The organism is Klebsiella sp. Q2, from assembly GCF_009900705.1.
Classification (GTDB): domain Bacteria; phylum Pseudomonadota; class Gammaproteobacteria; order Enterobacterales; family Enterobacteriaceae; genus Klebsiella; species Klebsiella quasipneumoniae.
On record NZ_JAAABE010000003.1, the window covers coordinates 675,201 to 692,860 of the forward strand.

Here is a 17,660-nt window from a genome sequence, read left to right on the forward strand (position 1 = left end):
TAAAACAGATCGCCAGAGCATGAATTCTGCCGCGTCAGGGGGGAATTATTTGCACTGGATATGTTTTTAATTAATTTATTTAACTTACCAATTTATTTACGTCTGGAAATAATCTGCGCATGTTATTTATTATCGCTTTACCGGGATATTAGCGTGGGAAAATAGCGGAGTAAATAAGACGGACAATGACCAGAGTGGAAGGGGGAATATCGCGAGATAAAATGTTTTGTTATTTTAATACAATGAGTTAGATTTTTCCTGCTGCTGTTTTTGAACCTAATTTCGACATCACGTCAGGCTGGAAAATACGATCGCTGGCGTAAGGCTACGCCCGGCGGATGAGAAATCATTCACCGGGCGTAGCCCTGTTTCGTTGTCAGATTTGCGATCGGCAACCGCCACGCCGGGTTGTATGTCCCGGAATTTAAAAATAGGATGAATTCCCTGTTACGCGCGGCGGAGGGTGCTGACTGAGAAGCGGCCCGCCACCCCGGCGCGCAAACCCGATAACAATAAGGATGGCGAGATGAAACTGACGGTGGGGCTGGCGCTGACGCTGGCGATAATGACCTGCGGCGCCCAGGCGCGCGATATGCAAACCATCGAGCGCAGCGGTGAACTGAAGGTCGGCGTGCCGGGCGACTACGCCCCGCTGGCGTTTCGCAATGCCGCCGGCGAGCTGCAGGGCTATGACGTCGACATGGCCCGCGATCTCGGGCGCACGCTGGGGCTGAAGGTGAGCTTCGTCTACACCAGCTGGCCCGCGCTCGCCGCCGATCTGCAGGCGGACAAATTCGATATTGCGATGGGCGGCGTGACGCAGACGCCGGCGCGGGCGAAGGACTTCGCCCTCAGCCACCCGGTGGTGGCGAACGGTAAAATCGCCTTAGCCAACTGTCAGGCTGCGCCACGGCTTGGATCGCTGGAGAAGATTGACCGTCCGGAGGTGAAGGTGGTCGTCAACCCTGGCGGCACAAACCAGAGCTTTGTCGATGAGCATATTAAGCAGGCGCAGATTATTCGCGTACAGAACAACGTCGATAATCTGGAGGCGCTGCGGCAGAAAACGGCCGATATGATGGTGACCGATCTGATCGAAGGCGACTATTACCAGAGCAAAGAACCCGGTGTGTTCTGCGTCGCCAACGAGACGCCGTTCGCCGGCACCGCCAGCGATAAGGTGTATATGATGAGTAAAGATAATCCGGCGCTGCTGGAGAAAGTGAACCAGTGGCTGGATAGCCAGGACAAAGAGGTTCTCAAACGGAAGTGGAAAATTCGCGGTTAACGCGGAGGCGCGTCACCGCCGGCGGGCGCGTCCGGCGGTGGTTATCGGCCGCAGTCAGCCCTGCGGCGACAGCGCCTGTCGCGCCAGACCGCGGAAGTAGCAGGCGTAGCCGAGGGTGGCGGTCAGGCACAGCATATAGCCAAACGACTCGCTGCCTTCCTCCACCGTATTTTTCACCACCCGGGCGAAGTTCTCATTCAGTACGGCGTACCACAGGCCGTGCATGCCGAACAGCCGCGAGAAGACCAGAATCGCCAGCAGGCCGCTGATCATCATGCCGTAATAGGGCGTGCGGGTATAAGCCGCCAGCTGCGACAGGGTCTGACGCAGATGGCGCAGCGGCGCCAGCAGCGACCCCGCGGTGGCCAGCAGGGCAAACCACACCCAGCTGCCATGGGAAAGTAAATCAAACAGGCCATCCAGCTCACGGATCAGCATGGCGAGGAAGAAGCCGCCGATGAGGATATTGCTGTAGCGTAAGTGGGGGGAGTTGCGCGCCAGCAGGAAGTGAACCAGTACGATGACGGCCAGCACGCTCTCCTGCACCACTTCAGTCAGCGACACCTCCGGGATGTCGTTCCCAAATACCCGAATATCCACCCACAGGCAGAGTACCGCGAGAGCGGCCGCGACCGCCGCGCCGAGAAAGAAAAGCAAGCTTCGTAACAGAGACATTAACACCACAACTTATAGTTAAAACAAATATCATAAGTTTTGGGAATGCATGTTCCTGTTCACTTTGTGCGACTTTGCGGCTGTTTTTTAACATTTTGCGCTTTTTAGCGCCGGGAAAGGCGACAGGGGAGGGGGACTCCCCTGAATGAGAGGCGTCAGAGAATATCATCCACCACGCCGCCGTCGACGCGCAGCGCGGCGCCGGAGGTGGCCGACGCCTGCGGCGAGCAGACGTAGACCACCATATTGGCGACCTCTTCCACCGAGGCCGCCCGCTGGATCACCGAACTCGGACGGTGGGTCATGACAAACGCTTTCGCCAGTTCCTCCAGCGACTGGCCGGTTCTCGCCACTTCGTCTTTCAGCATTTCGGCAAAGCCGTCGGAAATCGTCGGCCCCGGCAGAACGCTGTTAACGGTCACTCCACTGCCGGCGACATATTTCGCCAGGCCGCGGGCCAGCGACAACTGGGCGGTCTTGGTGACGCCATAGTGGATCATATCCGCCGGGATATTGCGCGCCGATTCCGAGGAGATAAACACCACCCGTCCCCAGCCTTTGCTGACCATCGCCGGCAGCAGCCCCCGCGACAGGCGTACGCCGGACATGACGTTGGTCTGCCAGTAGTTGTCCCATGTCGCGTCGTCGGTGGCGTAGAAATCCTGCGGGCCATAGATCCCGGCGTTATTGACCAGGATATCGACGCCGGTCACCGCCCGCAGCAGCTGGGCTGCGCCGTCGGCACCGCTGAGGTCGGCGATGGCGGGTCGCACCTTCGCGCCCGACACCTCATTTTGCAGACGAGCGATGGCGGCGTTCACGCTCTGCTCGCTGCGCCCGTTAATGATGATCTCTGCGCCGCTCTCCGCCAGGCCTTTGGCGATAGCAAAGCCAATACCCGCCGTGGAGGCGGTGACCAGCGCGACTTTCCCCGATAAATCAATCTTCATGTTCCTGCCTTCTGGTTGTGAATCACCCATTAAGCGTAGCAGCGACGGTATCGGTGGGGATCAGTAACCGGCGTGCTTATTGACCAGGTTTTTGAGCGGCAGCCCGCGACGCTGGCGCTGAATGTTCTCCAGCAGCTGGCGGGCGATCACCTCGGCAGGGGCAGCAGAGGCCATATGCGGGGTGATCACCACCTGCGGATGGCGCCACAGCGGATCGTCAGCCGGCAGTGGCTCCTGCGGGAAGACGTCGAGCACTGCGCCGGCGAGCTGGCCGCTCTCCAGCGCCGCCAGTACATCCTCATTGACCATATGCTCTCCGCGCCCGCAGTTGATTAATACCGCTCCGGCGGGAAGCCGGCTGAACAGCGGCGCGGCGAGGATACCCCGGGTCTGCGCGGTGAGCGGCAGGAGGTTAATCAGTCCGTCAAGCGACCCGAGGAAGCTGTCGAGCGCCTCCGCGCCGCGATAGCAGGTGACGCCAGCCAGCTGCTTTTCACTGCGCGACCAGCCGGAGACCCGATAGCCAAGGCGGGCCAGCTGGTCGGCGACATAGCCGCCAATTTCGCCGAGCCCCATAATGCCGATATGGAAGTCGGCGGCGGCGCGCTGGGGATAGAGCTTCCAGGTTTGGGTCCGCTGGTGGGCCAGCGCCCGGTCGAAATGGCGCTGAAACCACAGGACGCTCCACAGAGCATATTCGAACATGCCGTGGCGAAAATCTTCATCGATCACCCGGCACAGCGGGATCTCGCTGGCGAACAGCGCGGGCGGCAGATGATCGACCCCGGCGGACGCGGCCTGGATCAGCTTCAGCCCCGGCGAGCGGCTCAGCAGCTGCGGGTCCGGGAACCAGCAGCTGGCGTACTGGGCGTCGCGTGCCGCCTGGTGATGGGGCAGAAGCGCCGTGACGTCGGGAAACTGCTGCAGGGCGGCGCAAATATCGCGGGCGAAATCCGCGTCGTTACAATCCACAACGATAGTGATATCAGACATAGGCGTTAGTCTTTGTAAGAGGTATCGAGACGGTCAAGACGGCGCAGCCACGCCTGCCAGACCTGTTGACGTTCATGCTCCACGCCCATCAGCTGCTCGCAGGCGTGCTGGCTGAGGTGCGGAGCGATGGTGTGGATCGGGCTGAGGGCCGCCAGCTGGGCGGTGGCCATCTGGATCTCGCAGGCGCGGTTCAGGTAGTACATGATGTAAAACGCATCGGCCACGGTGCGGCCCACCGACAGCAGGCCGTGGCTCTGCAGGATCATGGCGATATTATTCCCCAGCGAGCGCTGGATGCGCGCCCGTTCGTCGAGGTCAAAGGCCACCCCTTCATAGGGATGGTAGCCGACGCGCTGGTAAAACTCGGTGCTGATCTGGTTAAGCTGCAGCAGGCCGTCCTCGCAGGCGGCCACCGCCATTCCCGGCAGCGTATGGGTGTGGATCACGCAGTGGGCGTCTTCCCGGGCCATATGCACCGCGCTGTGGATGGTAAAGCCCGCCGAGTTAGCTGGCGCGTCGCCCTCGACGACCTTGCCCTGCATATCCACCACGATCAGGTTGCTGGCGGTGACTTCGTCAAACATCATGCCGAAGGGGTTAATTAAAAAACGCGGCTCGCCATCGCCGGGCAGGCGCAGGGAGAAGTGGGTGTAGAGGGTATCCTCCCAGCCGAACAGCGCCGCCAGCCGGTAGGCGGCGGCCAACTGCTGGCGCAGGTGTTGCTCAGTTGCCATTTAGCGTACTCCCATAAATTCACGGATTCGTTGCAGAGAAGGGGCCTCCAGCGGGCTGCGGATCACCTGCGGGGCGATGTCGGCCTGCACCACGCCGTTCTCCATCAGCACCACGCGGTCGGAAATCGACAGGGCAAAATCCATCTCGTGGGTGACAATCAGCATGGTCATGCCTTCGCGGGCCAGCGACTGAATGACCTTCAGCACCTCGCCCACCAGCTCGGGATCCAGCGCTGAGGTCGGTTCGTCAAACAGCATGATGTCCGGCTTCAGCGCCAGCGCCCGGGCGATCGCCACGCGCTGCTGCTGGCCGCCGGAGAGCTGGCCGGGGTATTTGTGGGCGTGTGCCAGCAGACCGACGCGGTCGAGCAGCGCCAGGGCCTGCTCGCGGGCGACCGGCTGATCCAGCAGCTGGTGGTAGCGCGGAGCCAGCATCACGTTGTCGAGCACCGTGCGGTGGGGGAACAGGTTGAAGCTCTGGAAGACCATGCCGATACGCCGCACCCCGGCGCGCATCTGGCGTTTATCGACGATGGCTCCGCCTTTCAGGTAGTCCTCGCCGTAGAGAATGATCTCCCCGCCATCAATACTTTCGAGGGCGTTGATGGTGCGGATCAGGGTCGTTTTGCCTGAGCCGGACGGGCCGATGATGCTGATCACCTCCCCGTTCTCCACCTGCAGATCGATGCCTTTCAGCACCTCATGCTGACCCCAGGATTTGCGGATGCCCCGCAGATCCAGCGCCGGCGGCGCGCCGTTGACGGCCGGAGTTTTGATCTCCTCCGTCAGCGCCGGCAGGCTCTGGCGCAGCGCCTGGCATTCCGCCTCGCTGAGGGTTTGCGGACGCTTGCGCTGAATATCGAGGCTATTCTCCAGCCCCCGGAACAGCCAGGTGAAGACGGTAACCACCATGACGTAGTACACCGCCACCGCCAGCAGCGTCTCCATCACGAGGAAATTTTGCGCGTACAAGCGCTGGCCGGTGAGCAGCAGCTCGGGTAAGGAGACCACCGACAGAATCGAGCTCAGCTTAATGATGGTGATGTATTCATTGATCAGCGTCGGCAGCGAGATGCGAAACGCCTGAGGAATAATAATTAGCCGCTGGATGCCGATAAAGCTGAAGCTCAGCGCATGGCCCGCCTCGCTTTGCCCTTTGGCCACCGACAACAGCCCGCCGCGGTGGATCTCCGCCATATAGGCCGCTTCGGTGACGGTCATCGACACCAGCCCGGCGATAAACGGCACCCCGAGCAGCGGCTGGGTCACCGGAAACAGCTGCGGCAGGTTGTAGACAAACACCAGCAGCACCATCAGCGGCACGCTGCGGAAAAACCAAATATAGAGTTCGACGGGGATCTTGATCCAGCGCGGCGCCGAGAGCTTCGCGCAGGCTAGCAGAAAACCGACCACCAGGCCGATCCCCCAGGACAAGGTGCTGACCACGATCACGGTCACGCACGCCTGCCAGAATGCCCCAATGCTAAACAATGAAAAAAAGTATCCCCAATCGAACGCCATACCGACTCCTGTTGCGCAGTGCTTATTGTCTTAATCGATGCTTTCTAAGTTGTATTTTTTGATCAGCGCGGCATATTGGCCGTTGGCTTTCAGCGTGGCGAGGGTGGCCTTAATCGCCTCCGCCAGCTCCGTGTTGCCTTTGGCGACGTAGATCCCCAGCGGCAGCGGGTAGACCAGGCGCGTCGAGCTTATCGCCAGGCGACCGCGGCTCTTATCGACGATAATCTGCGCCGCCGGGGCGATCTCGAGCTGGGCGTCGATATTCTTCGACAGCAGCGCCTGGGAGGCTTCCGGCGCCGTCGGGAACTCCTGAATGGTGATGGCCGGTTTACCGTTTTTCAGGCACCACTCATCGGAGTGTTTTTTCAGGCTGGTCACCCAGGTGGTGCCTGCCTGCAGGCCGACCTTCACACCGCACAGCTCATCTTCGGTTTTCGGCTGCACCGCGCCGCCCTTCAGGGCGATGATCGACGCGCCGGAGAGGGCGTAAGGGATGGCGTCGGCCTGTTTCTGGCGTTCCGGCGTCACGTACATCCCGGAGATCACCGCATCATATTTCTTGCCGATGCCGAGGATCAGGCTGGTGAACTTGGTGTCGATCAGCTGCGGTTTGGCCTGCAGGTGTTGGGCGATCAGCGCGGCGAAATCCGGGTCGAGACCGACGATGTTGTTATTGCTGTCATAGGACTCAAACGGCGGGTAGGTGACCTCCATCCCCACCTTAAAGACGCCCTCGGTCAGCAGTTCCGCCGCCTGGGTGACAGGGGAAAAACAGGCGCTGACGGCGAGGGTAAGCGCGACACGGCGCGAGATTTTTTTCAGGGTGCTAGTCATCATGGATCCTCACGGGTGGTTAGGGGTTTTTTGCTGAGCCTGTTTTTTCAAATGGCCAAACGTATTGGTGCCGCGCGCGCGCTCCGGTAGCTGAAGTTCACCGCGATTGACCTTTTCGCGCAGGTAGCGATAGGTTTGCAGGGCCTGGCTCCACATATGCTCTCCGATGCTCAGCTCCTGATATTCGCTGGCTTCGCCGGCGGCGAGAAAAGTCGGCAGCGGACGGATCAGCGTGTGGTAATCGCAGGCGAAAAACAGCGGGAAGGAGTACCGCTCCTGCGGCACTTTGCGCACCCGGTGGGCTGTAGCAACAAATGTGCCAGCGCTGAGCACTTCCAGCATGTCGCCGATATTGATCACGAACGCCTCTTCTCCGGCGGCGTTCTTGACGGGAGGTGCATCGATCCACACGCTTTCTTCATTGAGGACTTCAAGGCCGGGCTGGTCGGCGAGCAGCAGGGTGAAGCACTCATAGTCGGTGTGTGCACCAATTCCGGGAACATCTTCGACGCTGGCGTCAAACGGGTAATGGATTAGCCGCAGCTTAGCCGGCGGGCAGGACACCATCGGTTTGAAATACCCTTCCGGCAGGCCGAGCGCGAGGGCGAAAGCGTCGAACAGGCGGTGGCCGAGGGCGAAGACCGCATCGTAGTAGGCCAGCACCCGCGCGCGGAAATCCGGCAGATCGGGCCACTCGTTGGCGCCGATCAGCGGCGTACCGGCGAGCACCAGCGGATGGTCATCCGCCGCCTGGAAGCCGATATCGAACGCCTCTTTATGGTCCGGCTTGCCAGCGCCGTAGATCTCTTCTCCTTCCGGGACGTAGCCCTTATGGCTTTTGGAGCGGCCGATGTAGTAGTTCATCTTCTCCTCCATCGGCAGGGCGAAGATCTGCTTCGCCGCCGCGCGGACGCCGGCGATCAGCGCCGGGTCGATGCCGTGGCCGGTGATGTAGAAAAAGCCCACCTCGCGCGCCGCGCGGCCGATGGCGTCGGCCACCGCCTGGCGCCTGGCGAGATCGTCGCCGGCCAGATCGCGGATATCGATGGTCGGGAGTTCAGTAAAAGCGTGCTTCACGGCGGTCATGGCTGCGGTTCCTGTTCAGTGAGCGTTAAAAACTGCTGAAAGTGGGCCTGCTGGCGCGCGGCCATCCAGGCGTTGAGCGACCAGAGATCGGCCACCGGAACGTTGGTGAACGGCAGGTGGTGCAGATAGCCGTCGGCGCCAAACTCCGGCGTCAGGGTAGTTTGCGGGTAGCCGCGCCGGCGCTGTGAATGCCAGATTTGCTCCCAGAAGCGCTCGGCAAAGGCCAGCGCCGGCTGATACTCCGGCGCCGCCGGGTGCGGCACCTGCGGCCCCTGGTCGTAGCCCACCCGGGCCTGCACGTGATGCACGCGGTCGATAAAGGCGCTGAAGTCATCGCAGGGGTCATCCAGCAAGCGCTCGCTAACCACCACCCAGTGGCTGATGTCGGCGGTAAAGCGCAACTGGGGGAGTTGCTGAACGAGCTCCAGGGTGAGCCACGGGCTGTACAGCGAGGTGGCGCGATGGGTTTCAAAGCTGCAGGTCAACCCAAACCCGGCGGCCAGCTCGTGCGCCTTGCCGAGAAAATCGACCTGCTGCGCCAGCGGCCAGCGATCGTTGCCCGCCAGCAGATTGACAAAGCGCGGGTTGAGGCCGCTGGCCTCGGCGAAGCGGGTCTGCAGGCGCGCCAGATGCTGCTCCGGCGTTTCATGCTGGGCGGGGAGCACTCCGCCGCCGCTGAAAAGAATGGCGATATACTCCAGCCCCGACGCCTGCAGGCGGTCGGCGAGCTGGCGCCGTTCGGCCACCGTCAACGGGACGCGGGCTTCGATACCGTAGCAGCCGACGCGCTGCAGTTCATCCAGCGTTTGCGGCCAGGGGGTCGTCACTCCCCAGAGGGTGCGAAAGCATTTCAGCTCCATGGCGGCTTCCTCAGGCGTACTTCACGCCGGGCAGGACGCAGAGCATCTCGTACAGCAGGTTGGCCGCCAGCTGGGAGGTATTACCGCTCACGTCGTAGGGGGGCGAGACCTCCACCAGATCGGCGCCAATCAGGTTCAGGCCGCGGCAGCCGCGGACGATCTCCAGCGCCTGAATGGAGGTCAGACCGCCAACTTCCGGCGTCCCGGTTCCCGGAGCCCAGATGGGATCGAGGCTGTCGATATCAAAACTGAGATACACCGGCCCGTCGCCCATCTGCTGGCGGACTTCGGCCATCAGCGGCGCCAGCGAGGTATGCCAGCACTGCTCCGCCTGCACCAGGCGAAAGCCCTGGTCAACTCCCCATTGGAAGTCGCCGGCGGCGTAGCCCTGGGCGCGCTGGCCAATCTGCACCACCCGTTTGAGGTCGAGCAGTCCCTCCTCAACGGCGCGGCGGAAGGTAGTGCCATGGGCGATTTTCTCACCGAACATCTCATCATTGGTGTCGGTATGGGCGTCGACATGGATGAGCCCCACCGGCCCATGTTTTTTGGTCAGCGCCCGCAGGATCGGCAGGGTAATGGTATGGTCCCCGCCGAGGGTGAGGGGGATCAGCGGATAACTATTCAAACCGGTGTAGTAATCTTCGATAATTTGCACCGATTTGAGCAAACTGTAGGTATTGATCGGCACATCGCCGATATCGGCCACCGACAGCGAGTCGAACGGCGCGGCGCCGGTCGCCATATTGTACGGACGGATCATCACCGATTCGGCGCGAATATAGCGTGGTCCGTAGCGCGTACCTGAGCGCTGCGAGGTGCCGATATCCAGCGGAATGCCGACAAACGCCGCATCAAGTCCCTGTAAATCTTCGATAAACGGCAGGCGCATCATCGTGGCGCGGCCGGCGAAGCGTGGCATCTCATTGCCACCCTGCGGTTGGTGAAAGAGGTTATCCATGTCTGCTCCTGAATCTGACGGATGAAACGTAACAGGAGAGATAGTGCGCAACCCGCGCTGGACTTTACATCGTCTGGCGTAAATACTCAGTTCATTTATTGGTGAACTAAATACGATGCATAATGACGCCAGCCTCAATATTCGCCAGCTGCAGGTTTTCGAGGCGGTGGCGCGCCTGGAGAGCTACAGCCGGGCCCAGCAGGAGCTGGGCATTTCGGTCTCCGCCATCAGCAATGCGATGTCGCAACTGGAGGGACAGCTCGGCTTCACCCTCTGTCAGCGCGGGCGCGGCGGCTTTTCCCTGACCGAGAAAGGTCAGCAGTTTTTACAGCAGGCGATCCGCGTGCTGAGCGAACTCAATGAGCTGGAGCGGCAGTCGGCCCTGCTTAAAGGGGAGCACAGCGGCACCCTGTGCATCTCGACGCTCGACTCCATCGAGACCGAAACGGCGCTCTCGCTGCCGGTGGTTCTGCGCAGCTTCAGCGACAAATTTCCCCATGTGCATATCAAACTGATTATTCGCACCCCGGCGGAGCAACTGAACGGGGTGCTGAACAACCATATCGACCTGGCCATCGGCAGCTACAACTCGCAGGTGCATAACATCATCAGCGAGCCGCTGTACCGCGAGCAGCACTGGCTCTACTGCAGCGATCTGCACCCGATGTTCTTCAGCCGCCAGCTCGATAAAGAGCAGATCAGCCAGTGCCCGCTGGTGACCCGCAGCTACTGGAACACCAGCGATCTCCGTCGCCGGGGCTTCAGCAAAGGCAGCGCCACCGTTGAGACCGTCGACGCCCAGCTGCTGCTGATCCTCTCGGGAAAATATATTGGCTATCTGCCGGAGCATTACGCCTGGCCGTGGATCAAAGAGAACCGCCTGCGGGTGCTGCTGCCCAACGAGTTTGGCTTTCAGTCGCCGTTCTCGGCTATCTGTAAGCGCGGGCGCAGCAATGAACCCTATCTGAAAGCGTTCCGCGATCTGCTGAAGAAAAACACGGTGGCGCGGCCGAAGTGGAATTATTAAGCGGGGCGGGTGCTTCCCTCCGCCGTGGTGGTGGTTTCCCTGTTCAAAAAACGAACGGCAGCCGGTAGCCCGCTTGTGCTGGGGCTGCCGGACAACTGCCTCCAGGTTATCCACAGGGTTAGGGGCCACTGATGTGGACAGGTCACTGGGCGGTGGGCGGGTTAGCGATTCGCTTTGATGGTTTTTTCCGCGATCGCGATGGTGGAGAGTTTATGCAGGCAGATCAGCGCCAGACAAACCCCACAGGCGAACAGATAACTTGCCATACAGAATTTTTGCAGACGGGATAAATGATTAATCCGCTCAATCACCGCCGGGCTGGCGAGGCCTTCATACAGGAAAGGCAGAGCCGTTAAGAAGCCGCCAATAAAATAGAACACCAGACTGAAGACTTCGACAGCCTTACGGTATAACCAGAAGCGGTAACCCCATTTCTTCCATTTGAATATGCGTTTCTCATCGTTGACCGAAATCAGATGCTGGCATTTGCTGTAGTTATCAATATCGCTGACCGGATTTTTGCATTTCAATAATATCTTTCTTTGCGCCATGGTCAGGTTTTTATCTTTGGTCAGCGCGGCGATACCATATTCGTATGCGATCCGTTGCAGCTCGGGGTCGTTACTATTTTTGTACAGCGCGGCGGCGAATTCACTGATATTTTTGCGCGAGGTGAATATCTTATCTTTGGGAAATACCCAACCTGAACGCACGGCGACAATCTGAATAATCAACGTGATAATCGCGATCGCGTATTTGAAAAACTCTGCCGAGAGAATATTCATATCCGTATATTCCTTTCCATGATGAAGGGGAGCGCTGAAATATACCTTAGCCATGGGAGCGCAGGGGTGTCAAATATGATACTGCGCGAGAAGAATATCGTCGTTGACAAGGGATTAGCGGCGGGTGAAAGGGGAGTGCCGGCCAATGAACCGGGGAATAATCCGCCAGCGTAGCCGGCGGAGGGCGCCGGGCAGGGCTTATATCGGCTTCGCCGTCAGGGTCATCATATCGCCGATCGCCCGCTGGCGGTCAAAATGGCGATCGCGGTGGATCTCGCTCTCGCCCACCTGCAGCGAGGCGGCCCAGATCTGCTGACAGCGCGGCCGGCGGCGGGCGTCAAAGTGCGCCAGCGCGGCCGCGACGCTGTCGGTCTGCTGCAGCGCTTCGCGCAGCACGATGGCATCCTCAATCGCCATGCCCGCCCCCTGACCGAGATGCGGAGTGGTAGCGTGAACCGCGTCGCCCACCAGCACGATGCGTCCCTGATACCAGGGATCGTCGACGAACAGCTCTTCCAGCGGCTTATAGACGACCTCGTCGTTGTTAACGATATGCGCGTGCAGGCTGCCCGGCAACCCCGCGCCGGGCGGCAGACGGCGGCGCATCTCCGCCGCCAGCTGATCGCGGGCGTAGCGGGGGTTATCCGCTTCGTGGGAGGTGATAAACAGATACATTAGATCGTCCCCCAGCGGCACCAGCCCGCAGTTGCAGCTCTCGCCCATAAAGCACATCAGATGGTCCACCTCCGGCGGTCGCGGAAAGTTGTAGCGCCATACGCCCTGACCGGTAAAGCGGGGGCGATAGCGCTCGCCGTATAGCATGCCGCGCACCCGGGAGTAGATCCCATCGGCGCCCACCAGCAGATCGTAGCGCCCCTGACCGCCACGGCTGAAGCTCACCTCAACCGCATCGTCAACCTGACGGAAGGCGTCAATGCTCTCGCCGGTGGTCAGTCGGACCCCTAACTCCCGGGCGGTGGAACAGAGTACGTTGTGCAGGGCCAGGCGGGAGATGCCGACGTTGGCCGGGAACTGTTCACCGGCCAGCCGCTGGCCGGGAAAGCTGGCTAGCTGCTGGCCGCTCAGGGTGTGCACCGAGACGCTGTCAAACGGCCAGGCGGCGTCCAGATAGCGTTCCAGCACCCCAAGCCGCTGCATTTCGCGCACGACATTGTTCTGCTGAATGATACCGACGCCGTAGACCCGCCACTGCGGCTGGATCTCTACGACATCGACGGCGACGCCGGCCTGGCGGAGGGCGATGGCGGTACACAGACCGCCGATGCCGCCGCCAACGATTAATACGTTATTGATGTTCATCGTAGCTGTTTTCTCCAGGGTACAGAGTAGAGGACGTTAACCAGGCCAGCGGCGCGCTGACTAATCGCGATAAAGAATGATCGCTATCGCAAAAAACGATATCGCCGTGGAAATTGAAAACAAAAAGTTGCAGAAAAGTTAAATTCAGCCACAGGATAAGCACGCCATTTCTCGCCGGGGGACCCATGCGTTACCAACATCTTGATCTGAACTTACTGGTGGCACTGGATGTGTTACTCGATGAACAGAACATCACCCGCGCCGCGGGCCGGTTGCATATGACCCAGTCTGCCACCAGCGGGGTGCTCAACCGGCTACGCACCTACTTTGAGGACGATCTGCTCACCCAGGTGGGCAGAAAGATGCGGCCCACGCCGCTGGCGGAAGAGCTGCGGGAGCCGGTCCGCGACGTGCTGATGAAAATTCAGACCTCCATTGCCCGCCGGCCGGTGGATGAGCCGGCAACCAGCAAGCGCCATTTCCGCATTATGGCCTCGGATTACGTGATCAACGTGATGCTGAAGGATGCGCTGCAAACGGTGCACCTGCAGGCGCCGAATATGACCTTTGAGTTTTTCTCGCCGGACGCCCAGTCCACCGGCATGCTCAACCGCGGCGAGCTGGATATCATCGTGGCGCCGGAGCGTTTTATGGCCGCCGACCATCCCGCCGAAGCGCTGTTTGACGAAGAGTTTGTCTGCCTGGCCTGGGCGGACAATCCCCACACCGGCGAGGCGCTGACCCTCGATGCCTGGCAACAGCTGGGGCACGTGTCGGTGGTCTTTGGCCGCGAGCGGCAGCCGGGGCTGGAGGGCAATCTGTTTGCCGAGTCGGGGCTCAGCCGCCGTATCGAGGTGGTGACCCACAGCTACCACTGCGTTCCGCAGCTGCTGATCGGCACCTCGCGGATCGCCACGCTGCACCGGCGGCTGGCGGAGCAGTACGCGGCGATGCTGCCGCTGCGTCTTTTCCCGGTCCCGGTGACGCTGCCGGTGATGCGCGAATTTATCGGCTGGCACCGCTCGCTGGATAACGATCCTATCTTCGGCTGGCTGAAAGCGAAAATCGTCGCCAGCGCACGCTAACCCACTGGTATTGTTCCCGTCGATACCTGACATCCTGAGACATGATTGGTCGCCCGCAGGTGCTTTATGTGACAGTGCCTGCGCTACAGCGATTGCGACTGAATGTTGAAGGATGACCCTATGTTTCGCTATTTCCCTAAAAACTATGTCTGGAACCTGTCGGTGGATCTCTCCATCGAGATGGGCGCCCGCATCGGTGAGATCGAAGAGATGTGCGCGCCGCTATTGGCCGCGTCCGAGCATCCCGACGCCGAAGGCACCCGCGCGTTCCGGGAAACCTGGTCCCGCATGGCCGATAAATTATGCGCGCTGGCCGGCGAAGATGAGGCGCGTGGACGGCGGCTGTCGGCAGGAGAGAAATATCTTCGGGCGGCCAACTATTACCTGACCTGCGAGCGCCTGCAGGCGCATGGCGCGCCGGACCGCGATGCGCTGTACTGCCGCTTTCTCGATGTCTTTGCCGCCGGGCTGCACCATACCCATGCCAACTGTCAGCGGGTGACTATCCCCTACGAGGGCAAAACCCTGTCGGCGCTTTACGTCCGCGCCGAAGGGGCGACCGGCCGCGCGCCGCTGCTGGTGCAGGTCAACGGTCTCGACTCCACCAAAGAGATGAAATATCTGGTGGGGCTGCCGCAGTGGCTGGCGCGGCGCGGGGTCTCCTCGCTGGTGGTCGACCAGCCGGGAACCGGCGAAGCGCTGCGTCTTCACGGCATGCAGGCCCGCTATGACAGCGAGCACTGGGCCAGCCGGATCGTTGACTGGCTGGAACAGCACCCGGAGGTGGATGCCGGGCGTATCGGCATGGAAGGGGTCTCGCTGGGCGGCTATTACTGCCCGCGGGCGGTGGCGTTTGAGCCGCGCTTCGCCTGCGGCGTGGTGTGGGGCGCCAATCACGACTGGCGGGAGGTGCAGCAGCGCCGCCGCGAACGCGAAGGGGATTTTCCGGTACCGCACTACTGGCAGCACGTGCGCTGGGTATGGGGCGGCGAGGATATCGACGCTTTTATGCGCATCGCGGAGAACGTCCATCTCGACGGCATTCTTGACCGTATACGGGTGCCTTTCCTCGTCACCCATGGTGAAAAGGACTCGCAGATCCCGGTGAAATGGGCGCAGCGCACCTACGACCAGCTGGTGAACAGCCCGCGCCGCGAGCTGAAAATTTTCACTGACCGCGAGGGCGGTGTGCAGCACTCCAGCTTCGACAACTCAATTAACGCCGGGCACTACATCGCTGACTGGGTGGCGGAAGCCCTCGGCGGCCGGGTGGCCTGAACACGCATAAGGAACAACCGCGATGAATATTCTTGGTCCGGATTATCTGGTATTTGGCGTCGATGACCTGGCGGGCTGTCGACAGTTTCTTATCGACTACGGTTTACGCGAGCAGGAGAACGGTTTCTTTAGCGCGCTGGATGGCACCGGGGTGCTGCTGCGGGGACGTGACGATCCGTCGCTGCCCGCGGCGCTGCCCAGCGGCAGCCAGCTGCGGGAAACCGTCTATGGCGTGGCGGATAGCGCCACGCTTGAGGCTATTGCCGAGACGCTGCGCCGCGATCGCGAGGTGAAACTTGGCGCCGACGGCGTGCTGCGCTGCGTCGATGATGCCGGCTTTGCCCTCGGGTTTCGCGTCAGCCAGCGTCAGCCGCTGCAGCGGGAAGGGGAGAAAATCAACGCCCCGGGGGATCGCGCCGGGCGGCCGGTCAACCAGACCGGGGCCAGCGCCGACATGGCGGCGGAGCCGCGCTCGCTCTCCCATGTGGTCTATTTTGTGCCGGACGCCGCGCGCGCGGAAGCCTTCTATCAACGGCTGGGCTTTGTCTGTACCGATCGCTTCACCCACGTCGGCCCTTTCCTGCGGCCCGCCGGCACCCAGGATCACCATACCCTGTTTCTGATCCAGGCCCCGCCGTTTATGACCGGTATTGAACACTTTACCTTTCATCTCGGCGGCCCCACCGAGCTGATGATGGCCGGCAGCCGCTTTCAGCAGAAGGGATATCAGACCTTCTGGGGGCCGGGGCGCCATCAGCTGGGATCGAACTGGTTCTGGTACTTCAACAGCCCGCTCGGGTGTCACATCGAATACGACGCCGATATGGATCAGCACGATGACCACTGGCAGCCGCGCGAAGCGCTGCCTGGGGCCGATAACTCGCAATATTTCCTGCTGGGGTATCGCGAGAAGTGGGCTCCCGGTCCGGATAACGCCCGCTGATGGTTCGCCTGTGCCGTGCCGACAGCCTGGCTGAGGGCGAGGCGCGGGGATTTGACCCCACGGGCAGCGGGCAGGCGACGGTGATTGCCTGCCGCTATCAGGGAACGCTCTATCTGTGGCGCAACCGCTGTCCGCATCTCGATACCCCGATGAACTGGCGGCAGGACGCTTTTCTTAACGCCCGGGGCGACCGGCTGGTCTGCTTCGCCCACGGGGCGATTTTTATGCCGGACAGCGGCCTCTGCGTGCAGGGCGCCTGCGCTGGCCAACGTCTGAGTCCGCTGGCTGGCGACGTGGACGCCGACGGCTGGCTATGTCTGCTGGAGGAGGCAGGTTATGAAACTGGCAACACGAGATAACGGTGAACGCGACGGCTGCCTGGTGGTGGTCTCGGGCGATTTGACGCTGATGGCCGATGCGGCGGACATCGCTCCGACGCTTCAGCTGGCGCTGGAGCAGGCCGCGCGGGTGTGGCCTGCGCTGCAGGCGCGCTATCAGGCGCTCAATGCGCGCCGCTATCCGGCGGCGCAGCCCTATGATCCCCGGCGCCTGCTGGCGCCGCTGCCCCGGGCGTGGCAGTGGCTGGACGGTTCGGCCTTCCTGAGCCATGGCGAGCGCATGCAGCGGGCCTTTCACCTGCCGCCGATTGCCGGCGCCGACCAGACGCCGCTGATGTATCAGGGCAGCGGGGACGACTTTCTTGCCCCCCACGCCGGGATAGTCTGCCGCCGGGTCGAGGATGGCCTCGACTTTGAGGGCGAGTTCGCGGTAGTCGTCGACGAGGTGCCGCAGGGCTGCTCGCCGCAACAGGCGCTGAGCTGTATCCGCCTGATCGTCTTGCTTAACGATATCAGTCTGCGGGCGCTGGCGCCGCGCGAGATGCAGACCGGGTTTGGTTTTATTCACGCCAAACCCGCCTCGGCCTTTGCACCGGTGGCCCTTACCCCGGATGAACTGGGGCAGGCCTGGCAGCACGGGCGGGCGGCGCTGACGCTGCAGGTGACCCGCAATGGCAAGCCGTTTGGCTGCCAGTCGGGTAGCGAGATGCATTTCCATTTTGGCGAACTGATTGCCCATGCGGCGCAGACCCGCCGTCTGCGCGCCGGGACGGTGGTGGGTTCCGGCACGGTGTCCGGGCCGGACGCCAGCCGCGGCGCCAGCTGTATCGCCGAGGTGCGGGCCATAGAGATGCTGGCCTTCGGCGAGCCGCGCACGCCGTTTTTATCCCCGGGGGAGCGGGTGACGATGGAAGCCCACGCCCCCGATGGCCGGCCGCTGTTTGGCGTACTGGATCAACACGTTGTGATGTTAACGGAGTAA

17 protein-coding genes and 1 pseudogene are annotated in these 17,660 nt (G+C 61.5%); 7 read left to right on the forward strand and 11 right to left on the reverse strand.

Annotated features, from left to right (window positions below; all coding sequences use genetic code 11):
- Positions 1 to 435 precede the first annotated feature (435 nt).
- Positions 436 to 1,288: pseudogene (locus tag GT756_RS15040) on the forward strand (transporter substrate-binding domain-containing protein).
- 54 nt (positions 1,289 to 1,342) lie between these two features.
- On the opposite strand, the gene GT756_RS15045 reads toward GT756_RS15040, so the two are convergent.
- The 9 genes from GT756_RS15045 to speB form a co-directional block, all read right to left on the reverse strand.
- A complete protein-coding gene (locus GT756_RS15045; RefSeq protein WP_064150744.1) occupies positions 1,343 to 1,963 on the reverse strand; it encodes a hypothetical protein in 621 nt (206 codons plus the stop codon).
- Between the two features lie 155 nt (positions 1,964 to 2,118).
- Complete coding sequence (locus GT756_RS15050; protein ID WP_043521343.1) at positions 2,119 to 2,913, reverse strand: SDR family NAD(P)-dependent oxidoreductase; 795 nt, start codon at positions 2,911 to 2,913, stop codon at positions 2,119 to 2,121.
- Between the two features lie 60 nt (positions 2,914 to 2,973).
- Entirely contained in the window at positions 2,974 to 3,906 is a 933-nt protein-coding gene (locus tag GT756_RS15055; RefSeq protein ID WP_064178270.1) for a glyoxylate/hydroxypyruvate reductase A, read from the reverse strand.
- A 5-nt stretch (positions 3,907 to 3,911) separates the two neighbouring features.
- Positions 3,912 to 4,640 carry a class II aldolase/adducin family protein gene (locus GT756_RS15060; protein ID WP_048264779.1) on the reverse strand — a complete coding sequence of 243 codons (729 nt, stop codon included), beginning with the start codon at positions 4,638 to 4,640 and terminating at the stop codon, positions 3,912 to 3,914.
- A complete protein-coding gene (locus tag GT756_RS15065) occupies positions 4,641 to 6,161 on the reverse strand; it encodes an amino acid ABC transporter permease/ATP-binding protein (protein ID WP_023318955.1) in 1,521 nt (506 codons plus the stop codon). It abuts the gene before it with no gap.
- Between the two features lie 30 nt (positions 6,162 to 6,191).
- Complete coding sequence (locus GT756_RS15070; protein WP_064150742.1) at positions 6,192 to 6,995, reverse strand: ABC transporter substrate-binding protein; 804 nt, start codon at positions 6,993 to 6,995, stop codon at positions 6,192 to 6,194.
- A gap of 9 nt (positions 6,996 to 7,004) precedes the next feature.
- Positions 7,005 to 8,081 (reverse strand): isopenicillin N synthase family oxygenase, encoded by a 1,077-nt coding sequence (locus GT756_RS15075; protein WP_135699167.1) that lies wholly within the window; start codon positions 8,079 to 8,081, stop codon positions 7,005 to 7,007.
- Positions 8,078 to 8,941, reverse strand: coding sequence for a sugar phosphate isomerase/epimerase (locus GT756_RS15080; RefSeq protein WP_160124871.1), 864 nt, complete (start codon positions 8,939 to 8,941; stop codon positions 8,078 to 8,080). Before GT756_RS15080 ends, GT756_RS15075 begins: the two co-directional genes overlap by 4 nt.
- A 10-nt stretch (positions 8,942 to 8,951) precedes the next feature.
- Positions 8,952 to 9,902, reverse strand: a complete 951-nt coding sequence (gene speB / locus GT756_RS15085) for an agmatinase (RefSeq protein ID WP_004145693.1) — start codon at positions 9,900 to 9,902, stop codon at positions 8,952 to 8,954.
- 115 nt (positions 9,903 to 10,017) lie between these two features.
- Between speB and GT756_RS15090 the strand changes: the two genes are divergently transcribed.
- Positions 10,018 to 10,929, forward strand: coding sequence for a LysR family transcriptional regulator (locus GT756_RS15090; protein WP_004205760.1), 912 nt, complete (start codon positions 10,018 to 10,020; stop codon positions 10,927 to 10,929).
- 161 nt (positions 10,930 to 11,090) lie between these two features.
- Here the strand turns inward: GT756_RS15090 and GT756_RS15095 are convergent, their stop codons facing one another.
- Positions 11,091 to 11,714 carry a hypothetical protein gene (locus GT756_RS15095; RefSeq protein ID WP_108433322.1) on the reverse strand — a complete coding sequence of 208 codons (624 nt, stop codon included), beginning with the start codon at positions 11,712 to 11,714 and terminating at the stop codon, positions 11,091 to 11,093.
- Between the two features lie 198 nt (positions 11,715 to 11,912).
- Positions 11,913 to 13,034, reverse strand: coding sequence for an FAD-dependent oxidoreductase (locus GT756_RS15100; RefSeq protein WP_126494161.1), 1,122 nt, complete (start codon positions 13,032 to 13,034; stop codon positions 11,913 to 11,915).
- 185 nt (positions 13,035 to 13,219) lie between these two features.
- On the opposite strand from GT756_RS15100, the gene GT756_RS15105 reads away from it, so the two are divergent.
- The 5 genes from GT756_RS15105 (at position 13,220) to GT756_RS15125 (ending at position 17,660) form a co-directional block, all read left to right on the forward strand.
- Positions 13,220 to 14,119, forward strand: a complete 900-nt coding sequence (locus tag GT756_RS15105) for a LysR family transcriptional regulator (RefSeq protein ID WP_043521365.1) — start codon at positions 13,220 to 13,222, stop codon at positions 14,117 to 14,119.
- A gap of 120 nt (positions 14,120 to 14,239) precedes the next feature.
- Complete coding sequence (locus tag GT756_RS15110; RefSeq protein ID WP_043521368.1) at positions 14,240 to 15,397, forward strand: S9 family peptidase; 1,158 nt, start codon at positions 14,240 to 14,242, stop codon at positions 15,395 to 15,397.
- Between the two features lie 22 nt (positions 15,398 to 15,419).
- On the forward strand, positions 15,420 to 16,340 hold the full coding sequence (locus GT756_RS15115; protein ID WP_043521370.1) for a VOC family protein: 921 nt from the start codon (positions 15,420 to 15,422) through the stop codon (positions 16,338 to 16,340).
- The gene (locus GT756_RS15120) at positions 16,340 to 16,699 is read left to right on the forward strand and encodes a Rieske 2Fe-2S domain-containing protein (RefSeq protein WP_108433323.1); all 360 of its coding nucleotides are present in this window, start codon (positions 16,340 to 16,342) and stop codon (positions 16,697 to 16,699) included. Before GT756_RS15115 ends, GT756_RS15120 begins: the two co-directional genes overlap by 1 nt.
- A complete protein-coding gene (locus tag GT756_RS15125; protein ID WP_048325418.1) occupies positions 16,677 to 17,660 on the forward strand; it encodes a fumarylacetoacetate hydrolase family protein in 984 nt (327 codons plus the stop codon). The genes GT756_RS15120 and GT756_RS15125 overlap by 23 nt, the downstream gene beginning before the upstream one ends.